Source organism: Cumulibacter manganitolerans (assembly GCF_009602465.1).
Taxonomy (GTDB): domain Bacteria; phylum Actinomycetota; class Actinomycetes; order Mycobacteriales; family Antricoccaceae; genus Cumulibacter; species Cumulibacter manganitolerans.
Window position 1 is genome coordinate 31,573 of the sequence record NZ_WBKP01000008.1, and the last position, 19,829, is coordinate 51,401.

Annotated in this window: 19 protein-coding genes; 11 read left to right on the plus strand and 8 right to left on the minus strand. The window is 72.0% G+C overall.

Annotated features, from left to right (window positions below):
* Positions 1-6: 6 nt before the first annotated feature.
* Positions 7-438, minus strand: a complete 432-nt coding sequence (locus tag F8A92_RS04735) for a DUF3054 domain-containing protein (RefSeq protein WP_153503848.1) — start codon at positions 436-438, stop codon at positions 7-9.
* A 147-nt stretch (positions 439-585) separates the two neighbouring features.
* On the opposite strand from F8A92_RS04735, the gene F8A92_RS04740 reads away from it, so the two are divergent.
* The gene (locus F8A92_RS04740; protein ID WP_228389209.1) at positions 586-1,482 is read left to right on the plus strand and encodes a DUF5926 family protein; all 897 of its coding nucleotides are present in this window, start codon (positions 586-588) and stop codon (positions 1,480-1,482) included.
* Positions 1,483-1,797: 315 nt separating this feature from the next.
* Here the strand turns inward: F8A92_RS04740 and F8A92_RS04745 are convergent, their stop codons facing one another.
* Together F8A92_RS04745 and F8A92_RS04750 are read right to left on the minus strand one after the other, a co-directional pair.
* Positions 1,798-3,474: a DUF885 domain-containing protein gene (locus F8A92_RS04745; protein ID WP_153503850.1), complete on the minus strand. Its 1,677-nt coding sequence runs from the start codon at positions 3,472-3,474 to the stop codon at positions 1,798-1,800.
* Between the two features lie 49 nt (positions 3,475-3,523).
* On the minus strand, positions 3,524-4,735 hold the full coding sequence (locus F8A92_RS04750) for an arginine deiminase (RefSeq protein ID WP_228389210.1): 1,212 nt from the start codon (positions 4,733-4,735) through the stop codon (positions 3,524-3,526).
* Positions 4,736-4,964: 229 nt separating this feature from the next.
* Here F8A92_RS04750 and F8A92_RS04755 point away from each other — a divergent pair, with 229 nt between their 5' ends.
* The 3 genes from F8A92_RS04755 (at position 4,965) to F8A92_RS04765 (ending at position 7,371) form a co-directional block, all read left to right on the plus strand.
* Positions 4,965-5,435 carry a hypothetical protein gene (locus F8A92_RS04755; protein WP_153503852.1) on the plus strand — a complete coding sequence of 157 codons (471 nt, stop codon included), beginning with the start codon at positions 4,965-4,967 and terminating at the stop codon, positions 5,433-5,435.
* Between the two features lie 202 nt (positions 5,436-5,637).
* Positions 5,638-7,167 (plus strand): glycerol-3-phosphate dehydrogenase/oxidase, encoded by a 1,530-nt coding sequence (locus tag F8A92_RS04760; RefSeq protein WP_228389211.1) that lies wholly within the window; start codon positions 5,638-5,640, stop codon positions 7,165-7,167.
* Between the two features lie 39 nt (positions 7,168-7,206).
* Positions 7,207-7,371, plus strand: coding sequence for a hypothetical protein (locus F8A92_RS04765; RefSeq protein ID WP_153503853.1), 165 nt, complete (start codon positions 7,207-7,209; stop codon positions 7,369-7,371).
* Positions 7,372-7,395: 24 nt separating this feature from the next.
* On the opposite strand, the gene F8A92_RS04770 is transcribed toward F8A92_RS04765, so the two are convergent.
* Both F8A92_RS04770 and F8A92_RS04775 read right to left on the minus strand, forming a co-directional pair.
* Positions 7,396-8,631, minus strand: coding sequence for an MFS transporter (locus F8A92_RS04770; protein WP_153503855.1), 1,236 nt, complete (start codon positions 8,629-8,631; stop codon positions 7,396-7,398).
* A 58-nt stretch (positions 8,632-8,689) separates the two neighbouring features.
* The gene (locus F8A92_RS04775) at positions 8,690-9,319 is read right to left on the minus strand and encodes a flavodoxin family protein (RefSeq protein WP_153503857.1); all 630 of its coding nucleotides are present in this window, start codon (positions 9,317-9,319) and stop codon (positions 8,690-8,692) included.
* A 132-nt stretch (positions 9,320-9,451) separates the two neighbouring features.
* Here F8A92_RS04775 and F8A92_RS04780 point away from each other — a divergent pair, with 132 nt between their 5' ends.
* From F8A92_RS04780 to F8A92_RS04800, 5 genes are all read left to right on the plus strand, one after another.
* Entirely contained in the window at positions 9,452-11,221 is a 1,770-nt protein-coding gene (locus F8A92_RS04780) for an AMP-dependent synthetase/ligase (protein WP_153503858.1), read from the plus strand.
* A 167-nt stretch (positions 11,222-11,388) separates the two neighbouring features.
* Positions 11,389-12,813, plus strand: a complete 1,425-nt coding sequence (locus F8A92_RS04785) for an NAD-dependent malic enzyme (protein WP_153503860.1) — start codon at positions 11,389-11,391, stop codon at positions 12,811-12,813.
* Entirely contained in the window at positions 12,810-13,292 is a 483-nt protein-coding gene (locus F8A92_RS04790; RefSeq protein ID WP_153503861.1) for a hypothetical protein, read from the plus strand. The genes F8A92_RS04785 and F8A92_RS04790 overlap by 4 nt, the downstream gene beginning before the upstream one ends.
* Positions 13,289-13,786, plus strand: a complete 498-nt coding sequence (locus F8A92_RS04795) for a hypothetical protein (RefSeq protein ID WP_153503863.1) — start codon at positions 13,289-13,291, stop codon at positions 13,784-13,786. Before F8A92_RS04790 ends, F8A92_RS04795 begins: the two co-directional genes overlap by 4 nt.
* Before the next feature lie 38 nt (positions 13,787-13,824).
* Positions 13,825-14,874, plus strand: a complete 1,050-nt coding sequence (locus F8A92_RS04800; protein ID WP_153503865.1) for a D-2-hydroxyacid dehydrogenase — start codon at positions 13,825-13,827, stop codon at positions 14,872-14,874.
* Here F8A92_RS04800 and F8A92_RS04805 read toward each other — a convergent pair.
* Complete coding sequence (locus tag F8A92_RS04805; RefSeq protein ID WP_153503867.1) at positions 14,868-16,433, minus strand: DUF4389 domain-containing protein; 1,566 nt, start codon at positions 16,431-16,433, stop codon at positions 14,868-14,870. The two genes, F8A92_RS04800 and F8A92_RS04805, sit on opposite strands and share 7 nt — an antisense overlap.
* 155 nt (positions 16,434-16,588) lie before the next feature.
* On the opposite strand from F8A92_RS04805, the gene pheA reads away from it, so the two are divergent.
* Both pheA and F8A92_RS04815 read left to right on the plus strand, forming a co-directional pair.
* Positions 16,589-17,515 carry a prephenate dehydratase gene (gene pheA / locus F8A92_RS04810; protein WP_153503869.1) on the plus strand — a complete coding sequence of 309 codons (927 nt, stop codon included), beginning with the start codon at positions 16,589-16,591 and terminating at the stop codon, positions 17,513-17,515.
* Positions 17,512-18,165: a histidine phosphatase family protein gene (locus F8A92_RS04815; RefSeq protein WP_194291365.1), complete on the plus strand. Its 654-nt coding sequence runs from the start codon at positions 17,512-17,514 to the stop codon at positions 18,163-18,165. Before pheA ends, F8A92_RS04815 begins: the two co-directional genes overlap by 4 nt.
* 7 nt (positions 18,166-18,172) lie before the next feature.
* Here the strand turns inward: F8A92_RS04815 and F8A92_RS04820 are convergent, their stop codons facing one another.
* Both F8A92_RS04820 and F8A92_RS04825 read right to left on the minus strand, forming a co-directional pair.
* A complete protein-coding gene (locus tag F8A92_RS04820) occupies positions 18,173-18,496 on the minus strand; it encodes a GroES family chaperonin (protein ID WP_228389212.1) in 324 nt (107 codons plus the stop codon).
* A gap of 23 nt (positions 18,497-18,519) precedes the next feature.
* Entirely contained in the window at positions 18,520-19,752 is a 1,233-nt protein-coding gene (locus F8A92_RS04825) for an alpha-hydroxy acid oxidase (protein WP_228389213.1), read from the minus strand.
* Positions 19,753-19,829 lie beyond the last annotated feature (77 nt).

The following is a 19,829-nucleotide window of genomic DNA, read 5'->3' on the forward strand; positions in this document are numbered from 1 at the left end:
AAGGGCTCAGGCAGCCGGGGCGCGACCCGCTGCCGGCTCGGGGCTGTCTGCTCGGGCGGCGCGGCGTCGTGCGGTCAGTAGAACCACCGCGCGCCAGCCGAGCAGCAGGACGCCGAGGGTGATCGTCGCGACGATCACGAACGCGAGCGCCGTCCCCTCACCGGCCAACCGCCGGAGGACCATGCCGACGGCCACCGTGCACAGCCAGATCGGGACACCGGCGGTCATCGACCGCGCCCAGCCGCCGCTCGCGCCGGTCCGCCGCCGCGCGGTGAGCGCCGCGGCGAGCGCCCACCCGACGAGCAGCCCTACGAGGAACGGCCAGGCGGTGTGCACCACCCCGGACGCGGTGATGCCCTCGGCGTGGCTCGCTCGGCCGATCGTGGCGAACACGACGGTGAGCACGACGTCCAGGGCGAGGGCAGCGGCTATCGGCATGCGCTCGAGGTTACGTCGCCGCGCTGTGCGCCGACCCGCGGCGGCGCGGCTCCGGGCGCGACGAGCCGGCAGCGCGTGAGGTGACCGGCCTGCGGCGGCCGGCGCTGGGCGCGGGCGTCGGGTGGTGCGCCCCTAGACTCGCTCCCCATGAGCAAGAAGTCCGAGCGGATGAAGAAGAACGCCGAGCGCCACGCCTCGTCCGGCAGGCCGAAGCGCGAGCGCGTCAAGCGCGTCGACCGGCCCATCGTGGCGCGCTCGTTCGAGGGCACCCCCAGCGAGTGCGACTGGATCGCGCTGCGCGAGCTGGTGCCGGCGGCGACCGCGCCGCTGTCGCTGAAGACGGACCCTGGCCGCCCGGTCATCCTCGGCACCGTGCTGCCCATGGCCGTGCCGGCGATGGTCCGCGAGGACGGCTCGATCCTGGTCGCGGCGCAGACCACGATCCCGTCGTCCGACCCGTCGCGGGACATCGCGCACGCGATCGTGCGTGCCCTCGAGGCCAAGCCCGGCGACCTGCTGCCGATCGAGAGCGCGCCGCTGGACGGGCCGACCCTGGCCGACCTGCTCACCGACGCGCCGCTCGAGGTGACCGTGCACGACGACTTCTCGTTCTGGCTGGTGGACGCCGACAACCAGTCGGCCGAGGTGAAGGCCTCCCTCGAGCGCGCCAACGCGACGGCGTTCCCGACCGTGCGGCTGCAGGGCGTCGAGGCGGCGTACTGGTGCGCGCCCGGCCCGAAGGCGCACGTCCGCTGGCCCATGCCGTACGCCGAGGACGCGCTGCTCGACGCGATGGCCAGGCTGTCGGCGGCCGGGCAGCTCACCCTGGGTGAGGACACCAAGTTCGCGGGCCAGTTCCGCGGCCACGGTGTGCTGGTGCCGGTGTGGGACGTGCCGATCGACGCGCACCCGAGCGAGTTCGAGAAGCCGGCCGCTGAGCTGCTCGCCCGCCTCGAGGAGGCCGTGTCGAACGACGCGCCGCTGACCGAGGCGGAGCGCCGCGCGCGGGCCGGCATCATCGGCCGCCAGGTCGCCCTCCGCTAGCAGCGTCCTCGGCCTGCGTCGTCGACGCTGCCCTTCCCGGTCGTCGACGCTGCCATTCACGGTCGTCGAGCGAGCCGGAGCCGCTAGGCGGAGGCGACGTCGAGACGCGGCGCGGTGAACGGTCGGCGTGCGGCGTCTCGACGTCGCTCGTTCCTCGCTCGCTCGACGACCGTTGAACAGCCGGCGGACGCTACGGGTCTGCGGCGCACCCCGCGGTCGGCGGAGGATTCCACGGTCGTCGAGCGAGCCGGAGCCGCTAGGCGGAGGCGACGTCGAGACGCGGCGGGGTCGAATGCATAGCCCGTGACCGAGCCGCTACAGCTCGCCGAGGACGGCGCTGCGCAGGGTGTCCAGGCCGACCGAGCCGACGTCCAGCGCGCGCCGGTGGAAGGCCTTCAGGTCGAACTGCGCGCCCGCGCGCCGCTTGCTCTCCTCACGCAGCTCGAGCCACAGCTTCTCGCCGAGCTTGTACGACGGTGCCTGCCCGGGCCAGCCGAGGTAACGGTCCAGCTCGAAGCGCAGGAACCCGTCGTCCATGTTGACGTGGTTCTTCAGGAACGCCCACGCCTTGTCGTAGGTCCACTCGCCGCCGCCGACCTCGGCAGGGGCCGCGAAGCCGCAGTGAAAGCCGACGTCCAGCACCACGCGGGCGGCCCGCATCGACTGGGCGTCGAGCAGCCCCATCCGGTTGCCCGGATCGTCCATGTAGCCCAGGTCGGCCATCAGCCACTCGCTGTACAGCGCCCAGCCCTCGCCGTGCCCGGACACCCAGCAGCCCATCCGCCGCCACCGGTTCAGCAGCTCCGAGCGGTACGCCGTCTGCCCGATCTGCAGGTGATGCCCCGGCACCCCCTCGTGGTAGACGGTGGTCAGCTCCCGCCAGGTGCCGAAGTCGGTGACGCCCTTGGGCACCGACCACCACATGCGTCCCGGGCGGGTGAAGTCCTCGGACGGTGCGGTGTAGTAGATCCCGCCGCTCTGCGTCGGCGCGATCATGCACTCGATGCGCGCGACCGGCTCGGGGATGTCGAAGTGCGTCGCGCCGAGCATCGCGATCGCCTCGTCGGCCTTGCCCTGCATCCAGCGCTTGAGCTCGTCCGTGCCGTGCAGCTGGTACGCCGGGTCGGCGTCGAGCGTGGCGATGGCCTCGCGGACGGTCGCGCCGGGCTTGATCTGCTGCGCCGTCCGGTTCATGAGGTCGGTGATCCGGGCCAGCTCGTCCTGGCCCCAGGCGTAGGTCTCCTCGAGGTCGATGGTCGAGCCGAGGAACACCCGCGACTCGAGCTGGTAGCGCTCCCGGCCGACGCCGTCCTGCTCCGGTGCGGACGCCAGCCAGTCGTCGGCGAGCCGGCGCGCGGTCTCGCGGTACGCCGAGGACGCCGTCTCCACGCCCTTGGCGAGCTCCTCCCGCGCCGCGCCCGTCGCCGACGAGCCGGCGAGGAAGGTCGCGAAGTAGCCGTCGGGCGCGGTGAACGCGGTCGCCTGGTCGATGCAGGCCTGCACCTGGCGGCGGGCGGCCCGGACGCCGCGGCTCGCGGCGTACCGCAGGGACTCGAAGTACTCGTCCAACGCCTGCGGGGTCTTCTGCAGGCGCCGCCCGATCGTCGCCCAGTCGTCGTCGGTGGCGGTCGGCATCGAGTCGATCGTGTCGCGCAGCCACTGCACCGGGGAGTGGATGTTGTTCATCGCGCCGGCGGTCAGCGCAGCGTCGTCGCGCTCGATCTGCAGACCGAGCCGCTCGCGCATCGCGTCGACGGTGACCTTGTCGACGTCGTCGACGGGTGCGGCCTCGCCGAGCCGGCTGAGCGTCTCGCGCGCCAGCGTGGTCTTGGCCTCGATGCCGGCGGGGGAGTGGTCGTCGTACTCGTCCTGCCGCAGGTCGACGCCGAGGGCGGTGGCCTCGAGCGGGCTCAGCGCGAGGTAGGCGTCGAAGTACTCGTCGGCAATGCGGTCGACGGTGGTGGGCGTGCGGGGTGCGGGCTTCTCGGTCACGCGCTCCAACCTAGCGTCGCTCGCACGGGCGGTCACGCGACCCGCGGCCCTAGTCCAGCGGGTCGCGGGTGATCGGGCAGGACATGCAGCGGGGTCCGCCGCGGCCCGAGCCGAGCTCCGAGCCGGCGATCTCGACGACCTCGATCCCGGCGGCCTCGAGCGCGGCGTTGGTGGCGTGGTTGCGCTCGTACGCGACCGCCAGCCGCGGTGCCAGGCACAGCGTGTTGTTGCCGTCGTCCCACTGCTCGCGCTCGGCGGCGATTGGGTCCAGGTCGGTCTCGATCATCCGGATCCGCTCGACCCGCATCGCGGCGGCGGCGGCCTGCAGGAACGGCGTGGGGCCGCCGACGTGCAGCCGCGCCTGCGGCCCGTCGGGCGCGGTGAGCGCGTAGGCGACCATCGAGTCGGCGACGTTCGGGTAGATGATCATCGCGTCGTGGTCGACCATCGTGCAGACCGTGTCCAGGTGCATCGTCGCCCGGTCCTGCGCGATCGGGACGACCAGCACCGTCTCGGCCAGGCCCCGCGCGAACGCGGCTCGCGCGAGCCGCTCGGCGCCGGCCGGGGTGGTGCGTTCGCCGACGCCGACGGCGATGGTGCCCGGCGCGAGCAGCAGCACGTCGCCGCCTTCCAGCGGCTCGAAGTCGGGCGTGAAGAGCTTGCTCGACATCGCGAACCGCGGGTGGTGGGCGTAGATCGTTCCGGTCAGCGTCGACTCTCGTTCGCGCGCCGGCATCGCCAGCGACGTGACGGCGACCTGGTCGCGCAGCCACACCGACGAATCGCGGGTGAACAGGCAGTTCGGCAGCGGCGGGACGACGAAGTCGTGGTCGCCCATCAGCGACCACGCGACGCCGTGCCCGGAGGGCAGCTCGCGCTTGGAGATGCCGCCGATGAGCACGGCGCACAGCTCGTCGGTGGACAGCGACTCCAGGTGCCGCGCGACCGCGTCGCCCAGGTCGGCGCCCAGCCGCGGGTCGGCCAGGACGCCGGCGATCGCCTCCGCGCGGGCGACCGGGATGTCGAGCGCCTCGGTGAGCAGGTCGCTCAGCAGCAGCACCTCGACGCCGCGGGAGCGCAGTGCCTCGGCGAACGCGTCGTGCTCCTCCTGAGCGCGGCTGACCCACGGCACGCCGTCGAACAGCAGCTCGTCGTTGTTGCGCGGCGTCAGCCGGGCGAGCTCCGCGCCGGGCCGGTGCAACAGCACCGTGCGCAACGTCCCGACCTCGCTGTCGACGTACGGCCTCAGGGTCTGGCTCACGGCGCCGAGCATAGTGGTCGCGGCGCGTGCGAATATAACGTTCCAGATAACGGATTGCCGAGGTATAGGCGGCGGCCTGCATCGGTGGCGACAGCGATCGACCTGTCGCTGGCTAGGACCAAGCAAGGACGGACAAATTGCGCGGTCTCGTCTCAGCGCGAATGCGACAGCCGACGGTTGCTATTTCCCAATTGGATGGCTATCCCATATTTGTATGGGGGTGTGACCATTGGGTGCGGCGCAGAGCAGAACAGACAAGCCCCTATTCGCGATCACCTCAGTAGCCCTCACGCTACTGATGACGGGTTGTTCGACCCCGAGCGGGAACAATTCGTCAGGTGCCGGCGACATCAAGCTGGACTACATTCAGCAGCCAGCCGATTCGGGGCTCGTGGAGCAGGCAGGCCATCCTGCGAAGCCCCTCGCGATGTGGATCGACGACTCGACTCTCCGACTTGTCTGGCAGGATTCTCCTGGCTGTCCGGAGCACCCAATCGCGTTCTCGCACGACGGCGCCGGCGCCTACTACCTCAAGTTCGACTTCGAGCCGCCGCGAACGATCAATGATCCCTGCGACGCTAGTGCCCGGCTGATGGCCACGACGTTCAGAGGCGTGCCCCGCCCTGCCGCGTCGGAATACACACTTGCCTTCACTCTGGCGATCTCGCCCTCCGCCCACACGAGCGTGACGATCTCGTAGCGACGAACCGCCCCCGGTGCCTCAGCACCGTGCGCAGCGTCCCGACCTCGCTTTCGACGTACGGCCTCAGGGTCTGGCTCGCGGCGCCGAGCATAGTGGCCGCGCCCGCAACCACGGCAGTCCGCGCTCGCCTCCCGCACTCGGGCGCCCGGGCGGCCTAGCCTCGGAAGTACTTCCCCACGCAGCACCAGATGAGGCCTCCGTGTACGAGCACTCCACCTTCCTGACCGCGTCCCGCCGGACGGCCACCCTCTCCGAGCTGGCCGAGCGGCCGGCCGTCGACGTCGTCGTCGTCGGCGGCGGGATCACCGGTGTCGGCGCCGCCCTCGACGCGGCCAGCCGTGGCCTGAGCGTCGTCCTCGTCGAGCGTGCCGACCTCGCCAGCGGCACCAGCGGGGCGTCGAGCCGGGTCATCCACGGCGGCACGCGGTACCTCGCCGCCGGCGGCGTCGGCCTCGCCTGGGAGTCGGCCGCCGAGCGCCGCCTGCTGCTGCAGCGGATCGCCCCGCACCTGGTGCGGCCGATGCCGATGCTGATCCCCGAGCTGGGCGACACCCCCGCCCGGACCCGACGGCTGACCCGCCTCGGCCTGCACGTGGGCGACGTCGTGCGCCGCACCAGCGGCGTCAGCTCGCGAATCATCCCCAAGCCGCGCCGGGTGTCGACGGCCGAGGCCGAGGGCCTGTTCCCGAGCCTGCGTCGCGACGACCTGTCCGGCGCGATGCTGTCCTTCGACGCCCAGCTCGAGGACGACGCGCGCCTGGTCGTCGCGGTCGCTCGCACCGCCGCCGAATACGGAGCGAGCATCCTGACCCGCGTCGAGGCGCGCACGATCGACGGCGGCCGCGTGGCGTGCGTCGACACCCTCACCGGGACGCCGCTGCGCCTGGACGCGCGCGCGGTCATCAACGCCACCGGCGTCTGGGCCGCCGACCTCGAGCCCGCGCTGCACCTGACGGCGCGCAAGGGCGTCCACCTGCTCGTTCCCGCCGAGCTGCTGGGCAGCCCGCGCACCGCGCTCGCCGTCCCCGTGGCCGGGCGGCCCGAGCACGTCGCGTTCGCGATCCCACAGTCCGACGGCCTCATGCTGATCGGCGTCACCGACCGGCCGGCCGCCTCGAGCGACGACGTCTCGGTCGAGGCGGAGGACGTCGCGTCGCTGCTCGGCACGATCAACCGCGCGCTCGCCGTGCAGCTGCGCACCGAGGACGTCGTCGGCAGCTACGCCGGCCTGCGCCCCGTTCTCGAGGACGAGAAGGACGGCGATCTGGAGCGGAAGCACGCCATCGTCGTCACCGACGACGGCACGGTCAGCGTGGTCGGCGGCAAGCTCACGACGTACCGGCGGATGGCCGCCGAAGCGGTCGACCGGATGGTGTCGGCCAACATGATGTGGGCCGGCGAGTGCCTGACCGCCGACATCCCGCTGGTCGGTGCGGCGTCCCCGCGGCGGCTCGCCGAGGTGGACGCCGACGAGCGGCTCGTGCACCGGTACGGCATCGAGGCGCCCCAGGTCCTGGCGCTCGCCGACGGACGCGCCGAGCTGCTGGAGCGGGTGGTGCCGCAGCTGCCGGTGCTGCGGGTCGAGCTCGTCTGGGCGATCGAGCGCGAGCTCGCGATGACGGCCGAGGACCTCATCGACCGGCGTACCCGGATCGGCCAGACGCGTTATCGCGACGAGGCTCTGAAGGTGGCCCGCCGGCTGCTCGACATGGCCCTGCCGGCCCGGTAGCGGCCGGAACATCCGGGTGCGCCGCGACGTTTCCTGGGCATGAAGATACTGCTGGTCATCCTCGGCATCCTGCTGGCGATCTCGGTCGTCGGGTTCGTCATCAAGACGCTGTTCTGGCTGGGCGTCATCGCGGCCCTGGTGTTCGTCGGCGTGGCCGTCGCGGGCGCCCTCAAGGGCCCGGAGACCCCTCGGTCGCTGCGCTAAGCGCGGCTGCGATCGTGCCGGCACTCAGCGTGCGGCGCCGGCCGGCAGCAGCCTGCGCTCGCGCAGCTCCTCCTCGATGCTCCAGCGGCTGACGCTGACCACCGCGAGGATCTGCAGCAGGCACACCAGGCCGATCATCACCACCAGCACCCCGTTCCAGTCCGTGCTGCGGCCGTGGATGGTGCCGAGCAGCAGCAGGCCCGTGCCGGCCCAGATGTAGCCGACGGACTGCATGAACCCCGACAGCGAGAGCACCCCGGTCGGTGTCTTCGCCCGCAGGTTCACGACGTACAGCGCGATCGGGAAGTACGTCTGGCCGATGCCGATCAGGATCGACCACAGCGTGGTCAGCTGCAGCGGCCACGCGAGCAGGCCGAGGTACCCCAGCACGTAGCCGGCGAACAGCACCCAGGTGACGATCGCCGGACGCCGCAGCCGACCGAGCAGCGTGGGTGCGAAGATCGTCGCGATGGTGGCCGCGACCGACACGATCCCCACCTGCGCTGCCGCGGACTGGCGTGCCAGGCCCTCGTCGCGCAGCAGCGTCGGGTACCAGCCGAAGGCGATGTACGCCTGCATCGACTGGCTGCCGAAGAACAGCGCCAGGATCCACGCCTTGGGCACCCGGGCGATCGTGCGCAGCGGGAGCCGATGCGCGCTGGTGCGCACCGGCGGCGCCTCGTGCCGCGCGAGCGGCAGCCACGGCAGCACCGCCAGCACGGCGACCGCGGCCCACATGCCGATGCCGAGCCGCCAGTCGCCGCCGAAGGCGTGCATGAGCGGAATGGTGGAGAAGGCCACCATGGCCTGCGCCAGGCTCATGACCACGGTGTACGCCGCCGTCATCCCCGCGATCCGGCCCGGGAACATCTCCCGCACGATGCTCGGCAGGATCACGTTCGCCAACGCGATCGCGGCGAGCGCGACCACCGACCCGACGAACAGCCAGAGCGCGCCCGGCACGGCGGCGCGCACGACCTGGCCGACGGCGATCAGCACCAGGGTCAGCAGCGCGGTGCGGTGCAGGCCGATGCGGCGGGCGATCGCCGGGCCGGTGAGGCCGGCGATGCCGAAGCAGAACGGCGGCAGCGCCGTCAGCAGACCGGTCGCGAAGCCGCCGAGCCCGCTGCCGTCCCGGACGTCCGGCAGCACGGCGCCGACCGAGCTGACCGCCATCCGCAGGTTGACGGCGAGCAGCAGCACGGCGGAGACGGCCAGCCACACGGGGTGGACGCGAGACGCGGAGGATCCTTCAGTCACCTAGGCATCCTCCCAGCCGCGGCCCGCGCCCCGACGTCCCCCTTGGCGCCGCGACCGCTCAGCCGGCCGGGTAGGCCGACCGCGCGAGCAGCCGGGCCAGGTGCGCGGCGTTGCGTGCCGCCCCGGCGGTGGCGGACGCCGTGACCTCCGGGGTGTCGGCGAGATCCTTGTAGTCCGTGGTGTGCATCGCCTCGCCGTTCCAGTAGGTGCCGCCCTGCGCGGCGATGGTGAAACCGACGTCGTTCAGCGCCTGGTAGAGGATCGCGGCGATGTGGTGCGCGCCGTCCTCGTTGCCGACGACGGCCGCGATCGCGACCTTGCCGTAGGTGAGCAGCCGTCCCTCGTCATCGGTCTCGGACAGCTCGGCGTCCAGCCGTTCCAGGACCCGCTGGCACACGCTCGAGTGCTGGCCCATCCAGGTGGGTGTCGCGAGGACGAGGATGTCGGCATCGAGGACCTTCCGGCGCAGTGCCGGCCACGCGTCGCCGTCGCCCATGTCCTTCTCGACGCCCGGAGCCACGTCGTGATCCACCACGCGGACGAGGCTGCCGGACACCCCGTGGCTGCCGAGCTCGTCGAGCAACTGCTGCGCGAGCAGATCGGTGCTGGACTCGGCGGGCGACGGCTTGAGGCTGCAGGTGAGGGCGACGGCGGTCAGCGGGGGCTGGGCAGGGGTGGAAGTCGTCATGCTCCCTGCCTACTCCTCCTCGGTCGGGTTGACCATTCGACGTCCGGACCGAGGAGGCCCGACGACCCTGGCGCGACGGGTGTGACTCACGTAACTTGTGGCCACCCACGACGACACTGAAGGAGTGCCGCCATGCCCGAGACGGTCATCGATGCGTTCCGCGGCACGGTGGCCGCGACCCCTGACAAGATCGCGTTCCGGACGCTCGACGAGGACGCCGTCGCATGGACCTGGCGCGAGGTCGGCGAGCGCGCCGAGGCGATCGCGAAGGGCCTGCACGAGCTTGGCGTCTCCGGCGGCGACCAGATCGCCCTGATGCTCACCAACCGGCCGGAGTTCCACGTGTGCGACCTGGCCGGGATCCTGCTCGGGGCCGCCACCCTGTCCGTGTACAACACGCTCGCACCCGAGCAGCTCGTGTACCTGCTCGACGACGCCGGCGCCTCGGTGATCATCGCCGAGCAGGCGTTCCTGCCGGTGATCCGCCAGGTCCGCGAGCAGCTCGCGCGACCCGTCGAGGTGGTCGTGGTGGACGGCGAGCCGGGCCCCGGCGAGCTGTCCCTCGACGAGGTCATGGACCGCGGTCGTGCCTCGACGTACGACCTCGAGGAGGCGTCGGCAGCCATCGGCGCCGACACCGTCGTCACGCTCATCTACACCTCCGGCACCACCGGCGACCCCAAGGGCGTGCAGCTCACCCACCGCAACATCCTCGCGGCGTACGAAGGTGCGGACGGCCGCGTGACGATGCCGGACGACGCCCGCGTGATCAGCTGGCTTCCGGCGGCGCACATCGCCGAACGGATGGCGCACCACTACTTGCCGCTGCGGCACGGGATCGAGGTGACCTGCTGTCCCGACCCGCGGCGGATCGCCGAGTACCTGCCTCAGGTCCGCCCGACCTGGTTCTTCGCCGTCCCGCGGGTGTGGGAGAAGCTGAAGTCGGCGGTCGAGGCCAAGCTGGCGTCCATCCCAGGGGAGCAGGGCGAGCAGATCCGGGCGGCGCTCGCCGCCGCCGTCCAGAAGGTCAAGCTCGAGCAGTCTCGCCAGCCCGTCCCCACCGAGCTCGCCGCCGCCGTCGAGCAGGCCGACGCCGCGATCTTCGCCGGAATCCGCCGGCAGCTCGGGCTGGACCGCATCGACGTCGCCAACGTCGGCGCCTCGCCCACCCCGCCGGAGGTGCTCGAGTTCTTCCACGCGATCGGAGTGCCGGTCTCGGAGATCTGGGGGATGAGCGAGACCGCGGGCCTCGGCGCATCCAACCCGATCGAGGACATCCGCATCGGCACCGTCGGCCGGGCGCCGGACAACGTCCGGCTGAAGCTCGGCGAGGACGGCGAGCTGCTGGTCAAGAGCGACGTCGTCACCCCCGGCTACCGCAACCTGCCGGAGAAGAACCGCGAGACGATCGTCGACGGCTGGCTGCACACCGGTGACATCGCGACGATCGACGACGACGGCTACGTGCGGATCATCGACCGCAAGAAGGAGCTGATCATCAGCTCCGGCGGCAAGAACATGTCGCCGGCGCTGATCGAGTCTCGGCTCACGACCGCGTCGCCGCTGATCGGGCAGGCCGTCGCGATCGGCGACGGCCGCCCGTACAACACGGCGCTGATCGTGCTCGACCCCGACGCGCTGCCGGTCTGGGCCCGCGCGCACGGCATCGATGGCGCGACCCCCGCGGAGCTCGCCGGCGACGAGCAGCTGCTCGCCGAGATCGACGCGGCCGTCCAGGCGGCCAACGCCCGGCTCTCGCGCGTCGAGCAGATCAAGAAGTACACGGTGCTCGCCGAGGAGTGGCTGCCGGCGAGCGACGAGCTGACGCCGACCATGAAGCTGCGCCGCCGTCCGATCGAGGCGAAGTACCGCACCCAGATCGACGCCATGTACGCCCCGTAGTCCTCATGCGGTGGGTTGCACCCCGCTATCGGCCGATCAGCGGGGCAGAACCCACCGCAGCACGGCGGAGCGGGGCAGAACCCACCGCATCGTGACGGCCGCGGGGACGTCGGCACCACCCGACGGGCGTCGGTGGCCGCGCGCGGCTGCGTGACAGACTGGTGGGCATGTCCAAAGCGAACGCCAACACCTCGTTGCCGGTGCAGCGCGCGAAGGCGACCACCGGCTCGTACTCGATCACGGTGCGGCTGCACACCGGCACCGACCCGGCCGTCGTCGGTGAGCTGGCGACCGCCGTGTCGCAGGTCGGCGGCATCACGACCGCGCTGGACATCGTCGAGTCGCGGCATGATCGCCTGGTCGTCGACCTCACCTGCTCGGCCGCCGACGGCACGCACGCCGAGGAGCTGGTCGCCGCGATCAGCGGGGTTCCCGGCGTCAAGGTGCACAAGGTGTCCGACCGGACGTTCCTGCTGCACATCGGCGGCAAGATCGGCGTCGAGCCCACGGTCCCGCTGAAGACCCGCGACGACCTCTCGATGGCCTACACGCCGGGCGTGGGCCGGGTCAGCCTGGCGCTGGCCGAGCACCCGGAGGACGTCCGTCGCCTGACGATCAAGGGCAACTCCGTCGCGGTAGTGACCGACGGCAGCGCCGTCCTCGGCCTCGGCAACCTCGGACCCGGTGCGGCGCTGCCGGTGATGGAAGGCAAGGCGGCGTTGTTCAAGCGGTTCGCCGGGATCAACGCCTGGCCGATCTGCCTGGACACCCAGGACGTCGACGAGATCGTGCGCACCGTCGAGCTGATCGCTCCCGGGTTCGGCGGGATCAACCTGGAGGACATCGCGGCCCCGCGCTGCTTCGAGGTCGAGGGGCGGCTGCGCGAGCGGCTGGATATCCCGGTCTTCCACGACGACCAGCACGGGACGGCGATCGTCGTCCTCGCGGCGCTCACCAACGCGCTGCGGTTCGTCAAGCAGAACATCGACACCGCCCGCATCGTCGTCGCCGGAGCCGGTGCCGCGGGCACCGCGATCGTGACCCTGCTGCTGGCCGCCGACGCCCACGACGTGGTGGTGTGGGACAAGGAGGGCCTGCTGAGCCGCGACGACCTCGAGCTGGCGCCCGCCAAGCTGGCCCTCGCGCAGCAGACCAACCCGCACCTGATCCGCGGCGAGCTGCGCGACGGCCTGCAGGGCGCCGACGTGTTCATCGGCGTCAGCGCCGGTGGCGTGCTGGCGCCGGAGTGGATCGACGAGATGGCCGACGAGCGCATCGTGTTCGCGCTGGCCAATCCCGATCCCGAGGTCGACATCGCCGAGGCCGCGAAGCGGGCGACCGTGGTCGCCTCCGGCCGCAGCGACTATCCCAACCAGATCAACAACGTGCTCGCGTTCCCGGGCGTCTTCCGCGGGCTGCTCGACGCCAAGGCGTCGGCTGTGACCACCGAGATGCTGCTGCGCGCGGCGTACGCCATCGCCGGTGTCGTCACCGACGACCAGCTCAACCCCAACTACATCATCCCGAGCGTGTTCGACCCCGGGATCACGACAGCGGTCGCGCGGGCGATCGCCGGTGAGGACGCCGAATGAACGGACCCGTCAACTCGCGATTCGCCGTCGGGCCGTTCATCGCCGGCGCGCCGCTGGTGCTCATCGGCGTGCTGCTCATCGCCGGGCTGCGCAGCAGCTTCGCCGACATCCTGGGCTGGATCTTCGTGGTCGTGGGGATCGGACTGCTCGTGCTGTCGATCCTGATGTTCCGGGAGCTGTCGAAGTGGAACGTGCTGCGGCGCGGGAAGTGGACGACCGTCGCCGCCACCGTCGTGCACGACGACGCCTACAGCGAGCAGGCCAAGACGCTCATCGACACGGTGGACGGCAAGTGGCGCATCGCGCTGGCCCGCTACCCGCTCGAGCTGCGGGACGTCATCGCCGACCAGAAGCGCCTGGAGTACGTCGGCACCCTCGCCGACGACGCCTCGCTGCTGGTGCGGCCCACGCCGGGAGAGCTGGAGTACTTCGCCCGCTGCCGGGCGATCGCGAGCATCACCGAGGCCAGGGGCGCATGAGCCCGGCCGCCGACGACGAACGCACCCGCCGGCACGAGCGCGGCAAGGACCGCGCCTTCGTCACGACGATCGTGATCGGGCTGGCGCTGATCGTGGCCGGGCTCCTGCTGATCGCGCAGCGCGGCGCGTGGGCGTTCCTCGGAGGATTCCTGTTCCTGCTCGGCGGGTCCTTCGGCGCGGCGTCCGTCATCGGGCTGCTGTACCGGCGCAAGGCGCGTCGCGTCCTGGGCACCCACGAATGGGTCACCACCGCGGTGACGGTCACCGCACGCCCCCGCTCCGGACGCAACGGCCGCACCATCATCGCGCTGCGCGACACCGACGTCACCATCGCGGTCACGGGCCTGAGCCCCGAGGTCACGAACAAGATCGAGCGCACCGGCGAGCTCGAGTACGCCGGCGACCTGGACGGCTCCGGGATGCTGTTCACCCGGCTCGTCGACGGCGACGAGGTGTACGTCGCCGTCGTCCCGCGGCATCGTCCGGCCGCCTGAGGTCGCCGGGACGCCCACCACCACGAGGGAGTAGCAGGATGAGCTCGAAGGTCCGGATCACCGTCGCGGTACCGATGTCGGAAGCGCTGGTCAGCCAGATCGAGGCGGTCGACCCGCGCGTCGAGGTCCACTACGACCCGGCGCACTTCCCCGGACCGCGGCGCCTCGGCGACCACCACGGCGCGCCGGCGCAGCCGCGCTCGGACGCCGAGCGGGACCGGTTCTTCGAGTACCTCTCGCACGGCGAGATCGTCTACGGGATCCCGGAGCTGCAGGCGAGCGGGCTGCGCCGCATCGTCGAGCAGGACCCCCGGCTGCGCTGGGTGCACGCCGCGCAGGCCGGCGCCGGAGCGTTCGTCACCGAGGCGCACCTCGACGCCGAGCAGCTCGCGCGGGTCCTGGTGACGACGTCCGCCGGGGTGCACGCCGAACCCCTCGCCGAGTTCGCGATGCTCGGCATGCTCGCCGGCTCCCAGGACCTCGCCCGGCTGCGCCGGCAGCAGGCCGCTCACGAGTGGGCGGACCGGCACGCGACAGCCCAGCTGCGCGGCGCCACCTGCCTGGTCCTCGGCGCCGGGGAGATCGGCGCCGCGATCGCGTCCCGCGCGAAGGCCTTCGGCATGCGGACCGTCGGCATCAAGCGGCGGATCGAGCCGGTCGCCGGCTTCGATGACATCCTCGGCGTCGAGGCGCTGACCGACGCGGTGCGGGACGCCGACTACGTCGTGGTCACGCTGCCGGGCACCGCGCACACCGAGCACCTGGTCGATGCGCGGGTGATCGCGGCCTGCAAGCCCGGCGTCGTGGTGGTGAACGTCGGGCGCGGCTCGGTGATCGACGAGGCGGCCCTCGTCGCGGCACTGCGCAGCGGCCACGTCGCGTCGGCGGCGCTCGACGTCTTCGAGCGCGAGCCGCTGGAACCGGCGAGCCCGCTGTGGGATCTGCCCAACGTCATCGTCAGCCCGCACACCGCCGCCCTCGACGTCGGGGAGGAGCAGCGGGTCGCGGACCTGTTCTGCGACAACCTGCGCCGCTACCTCGACGGGACGCCGCTGCGCAACGTCGTCGACGTCCAGCAGGGCTACTGAGCCTCGGTCCGGTCCGGTCCGGCGCGGCTGGTCGCCGCCGGACCGCGGTCCGCGCCGCCCTGGGCTCGGTGGACGGCAACGCCCACGAGCAGCGCCCCGACCGCGAGCAGCACCGCCCCGGCGACGAAGATGCCGGCGATCACCCACGGCAGGCCCGGCACGGTGGCGCCGGCCCGCGCCTGCGCGTTGATGCCGGCGGTGCCGTCGGCGCGCATGACGACGACCATCCAATCGCCTTCCGACGCCCGCCACGTGAGCGCCTGGGTGCCCGTGCCGCTGGACGACTCGACCCAGATGCCGGCCTCCGCCGGCGGCGAGCCGGGTGCTCCGCCCGAATGATCGGTGGTCCGCAAGCGGTCCGAGCGCCCGTCACCGAACCGCGGTCCCAGCCGGTCCAGCTCCGAGTAGCCCACGTCGCGCAGGTAGCGGCGGGCGTCCTCCGCCCGCGCCACGCCGATGAACAGCGGGACGCCCGGGTCGGTCGCGGTGACCTCGAGCCGGATCGAGCCGACCACCTCCTCCATCGACCAGTCCAGACCGCTGCCCTCCAGGCGGAACGAATCGCTCGCGATCGCGTAGCGGTCGGTTGCCATCTCCGATCGCGGCGTCATCAGGTAGCTGCCTTCCCGATAGTGCTGATCGGCCCATGCGAGCGTGCCGCCGCCGACGAACGCGCCGGCCGCGCCGAACAGCAGCAGCGCGCCCACGACCAGTGCCGCGACGCGGCCGGCGGTCCACGCCGTGGCGGGCGTCGCCCGTGCCAGGGCTGCCGAACCGCCGGTCGCGGCCGGGTAGCCGGGCGCGCTCGGGTAGCCGGTCTCGGCCGGGGAACCGGAGGGGCTTCCGAATGCGGGAGGCGAGGTCGGCCCGACGGGTAGCGAAGCGGGGTCGCGACCGCCCATGTCCATCCGGAACGGCGGGTACTCGTCGGTCATCAGGGCCGCGTAGCCGGCGACGCGCAGCGCCCACCGGTCCATGCCGAGCACGAAGTCGTACAGCGACTGCGGGTACCGCCCGGAGAACAGCAGCGCGATGCCGGCGACCAGCACCAGCAGGGCGACCAGCCCGCCCGCGCCCCAGCCGGTGTCCCAGATGCCGTCCGCGTGGCTGCCGCGGGTGCCCAGCCAGATGCCGCCGCCGACGAACAGCGAGACGATGATGTAGTGCGGGATGGCCAGCAGCCACCACTTGACCAGCACCAGCCCCCGCGACAGGCGCTCGGGGTAGACGACGTCGAGGTGCGCCGGGTAGTCCGGCACGTCGGCGAGGGTGAACGGCGGATAGCGGTCCGTGCCCAGCGCGCCGTAGCCGTAGTAGTTGACGCGCCAGCTCCACCGCAGCACCCCGACGTTGAAGTCGAACAGGGCGCGCGGGTAGCGCGCGGTGAACAGCACCGAGAAGAACACGATCACGCTGGTCAGCACGAACGCCACCCACAGGCACGCCAGGATCACGTAGTGCGGGAGCAGCAGCAGCCACTTGACCAGCCACAGCCCGCGCGAGGCCGCGGGCCGGACGGCGGCATCGACGCGCACCGGGTACGTTCGCTCCTCGAGCATCTTCGGCACGTCCTTCCCGTCGCGGAGGCCAGGCCGGCTCTGCGGCCCGACCCTCCTTTCACGGTGGCGCCGCTGGGTGGCGGCTGCCAGGGGCTTTGGGGGCGTCGGGCAGGAACGTTCGTCCCGTGCCGCGGCGCTACCGATACCCTCGGGGAGTGCCCGACTCATACGCCTATCTCGGTCCCGCCGGAACGTTCGCGCAGCAGGCCCTGCTGACCATCCCGGAGGTCGAGGGAGCGCCGATGATGCCGTGCTCCGGGGTACCGGCGGTCGCGGCTGCCGTCCGCGACGGATCGGCGACCTTCGGGCTGATGCCGCTGGAGAACTCCGTCGAGGGCCCGGTGCCGACCACCACCGACGAGCTGGTGCTGGGCGAGCCGCTGCAGATCGTCCGCGAGGTCTTCCTGCCCGTCTCGTTCGTGGTCGCCTCGCGCGGCGCGCAGCTCGACGAGCTGCGCACGCTGGTCAGCCATCCGCACGCACACGCCCAGGTGCGCGGCTGGGTCCGGTCACATCTGCCGGACGTCGACGTGGTGACCGCCGCCTCGACCGCGGAGGCCGCATCCCTCGTCGCACAGGGAAAGTACGACGCCGCGGTGTGTGCGTCGATCGCCGCCGCCAACAACGGTCTGACGGTGCTGGCCGACGGCGTCGAGGACACGACCGGCGCCGTCACCCGGTTCGTGGTGGCTGCCCTCCCCGGGCCGCCCCCGGCGATGACCGGCAACGACCGCACGACCTTCGTCGTGCACATCCGTCAGGAGCAGCCCGGCGCGCTCAGTGGCGTGCTCGTCGAGCTGGCCGCCCGCTCGATCAACCTCACCCGCATCGAGTCGCGTCCGTGGCGCGAGCGCATCGGTGAGTACCACTTCATCCTCGAGTGCGAAGGGCACATCGCCGACCCGCGCGTCGGCGACGCGCTCGCCGCCCTCTTTCGCATCTGCGCGGAGGTGCGCTTCATCGGCTCCTACCCGCGGGCGGACCGCGCCAACGGCGCGTTGCCGGAGCAGGCCCGCGACGCCGCGTTCGCCGACGCCGCCCGCTGGCTGGCGAGCACCCGCGAGCACGGGGCCCGCCGGTGAAGCTGTACTTGGCCCGCCACGCCCAGAGCGAGGCGAACCGCGAGCACGTCATCGCCTGCGCCATCCCGGGCCCGGATCTCAGCGAGCTCGGACGCGAGCAGGCGGTCGCGCTGGCCGAGCGGCTCGACGGGCACGGGGTCCGTGCGATCTATCACTCCCGCATGGTGCGCACCAGGCAGACCGCCGCCCCGCTGGGCGCCCTGCTCGGCCTGCAGATGACCGAGCTGCCGGGCCTGCACGAGGTGCACCTGGGCGACCTGGCCGAGCGCAGCGACGTCGAGGCGTACGACCTCATGGACGAGCTGGCGACCGAGTGGAACATGCGCGAGCGGCTGAACTTCGCGCGTCCCGGCGGCGAGTCCGGCACCGAGGTCGTGCGCCGGATGACCGCCGACCTCGACCGGCTGCGGGAGCGGCACGGCGACTCCGACGACGCGGTGCTGGCGGTCGCGCACGGGCTCTGCCTGCGCACGGCCGTCCAGCGATGGGCGGACGGAGTCAGCCTCGAGTTCGCGTTCCGGAACCTGCTGCCCAACACCTCGCTGATCGAGATCGACGTACCGCGCGACCGGAGCGAGCGTCCGCGGATCGTCTCGTGGGCCGGTCTGGACCCGGCCAGCGCCCCGCCCGACGAGGGCGGCATCCTCTAGCGGCGGCCTACAGGTACAGGCCGGTCGAGACGTCGACGCGCTCGGCGGCGACCGCGTGCACGTCGCGCTCACGCAGGATCACGTAGGTCTCCGCGTTGATCTCGACCTCGTGCTGGTCGTCCTCGGCGTACAGCACGCGGTCGTCGACCTTCACGTTGCGTACCGACGGCCCGGCCCCGAGCACCTTCCCCCAGCGCAGCCGCTTGGCGACCTGCGCCGTCGCGGGGATCAGGATGCCGCCCGAGGATCGCCGGTCGCCCTCGTCGCCGGCCTCCTTCACCAGGAGTCGGTCGTGCAGCATCATGATCGGCAGCTTGGCGTTCTCGGTCACCCGACGAGGGTACCGCCGTCCGGCTACGGGATACGGACGTGCTGCGGCCCCAGGTCGGACACCTTCGAGACGCCGAGGAGCTGCATCGTGCGCACGATCTCGGTGCGCAGGATCTGCAGCGCGCGGCGGACGCCGAGATTCCCGCCGGCCATCAGGCCGTAGAGGTAGGCGCGCCCGATGAACACCGCGTCCGCGCCCGCGGCGACACCGGCCACCACGTCGCTGCCGCTCATGATGCCGCCGTCGATGAAGATCTCCTTGTCGTCGCCCAGCGACGCGCGGGCCTCCGGCAGCAGCCGCAGCGGGGGCCGGGCGCGGCCGAGCTGCCGGCCGCCGTGGTTGGACAGGATGATCCCGTCCGCACCGACGTCGAAGGACCGCTTGGCGTCCTCGACGCTCTGGATGCCCTTGATGACGAGCTTGCCGGGCCACACCGACCGCAGCCACTCGACGTCCTTGAAGGAGACCGTCGGGTCGAACATGTGGTTGATCATGTCCGCGACGGTGCCCTCCCAGTTCTTCAGCGACGCGAACTCGAGGGGCGCGGTGGTCAGCAGGTTACCCCACCACGCGGGGTGCAGCGCCATGTCGGCGAACGTCTTCGGCGTCAGCTGCGGCGGGATGGTCAGCCCGTTGCGGACGTCGCGCAGCCGCGCGCCGGCGACGGCCGTGTCCACCGTCAGCAGCAGCGACGAGTAGCCGGCGGCGCTCGCCCGGTTGATCAGCTCGGTGCTCGCAGCCCGGTCGTTCCACACGTACAGCTGGAAGTAGCGCGGTATGTCGGGGGTCAGCCGGGCGACCTCCTCGATGGAGGTGGTGCCCATCGTGGACAGCGCGTAGGGGATCCCGGCGTTGTTGGCCTCGTGCCCGACGGCGGTCTCACCCTGGTAGTGCATCATCCGGGTGAAACCGGTCGGGGCGAGCGCGAGCGGCATCGCGGACTGCTCGCCGAGAATCGTCGTGCTCAGATCGACCCGGGAGATGTCGCGCAGCACGTTCGCGTTCAGCTCGACCGACTCCCACAGCTCGCGGGAGCGCCGCAGCGACGACTCGTCCTCGGCCGAGCCGTCGGTGTAGTCGAACACCGACCGCGGCGTACGCCGTTTGGCCAGCGTGCGCAGGTCGCCGATGGTGGCCGCCCGCGCGAGCCGGCGGCGGTTCGGGTGCAGATCGGGGGAGCGGAAGCCGAGCAGCGGCTGCAGGTCGCTCCACTTGGGCAGCTGCCGCGGGATCTTCGGCATCGGATCGGTACGCATTGACCGACCATATGACAATCTGCGGGGCAGCGAGAGACGCTATCGAGCCGATAGCGTGCCCCGCTGCCCCGCAGAAT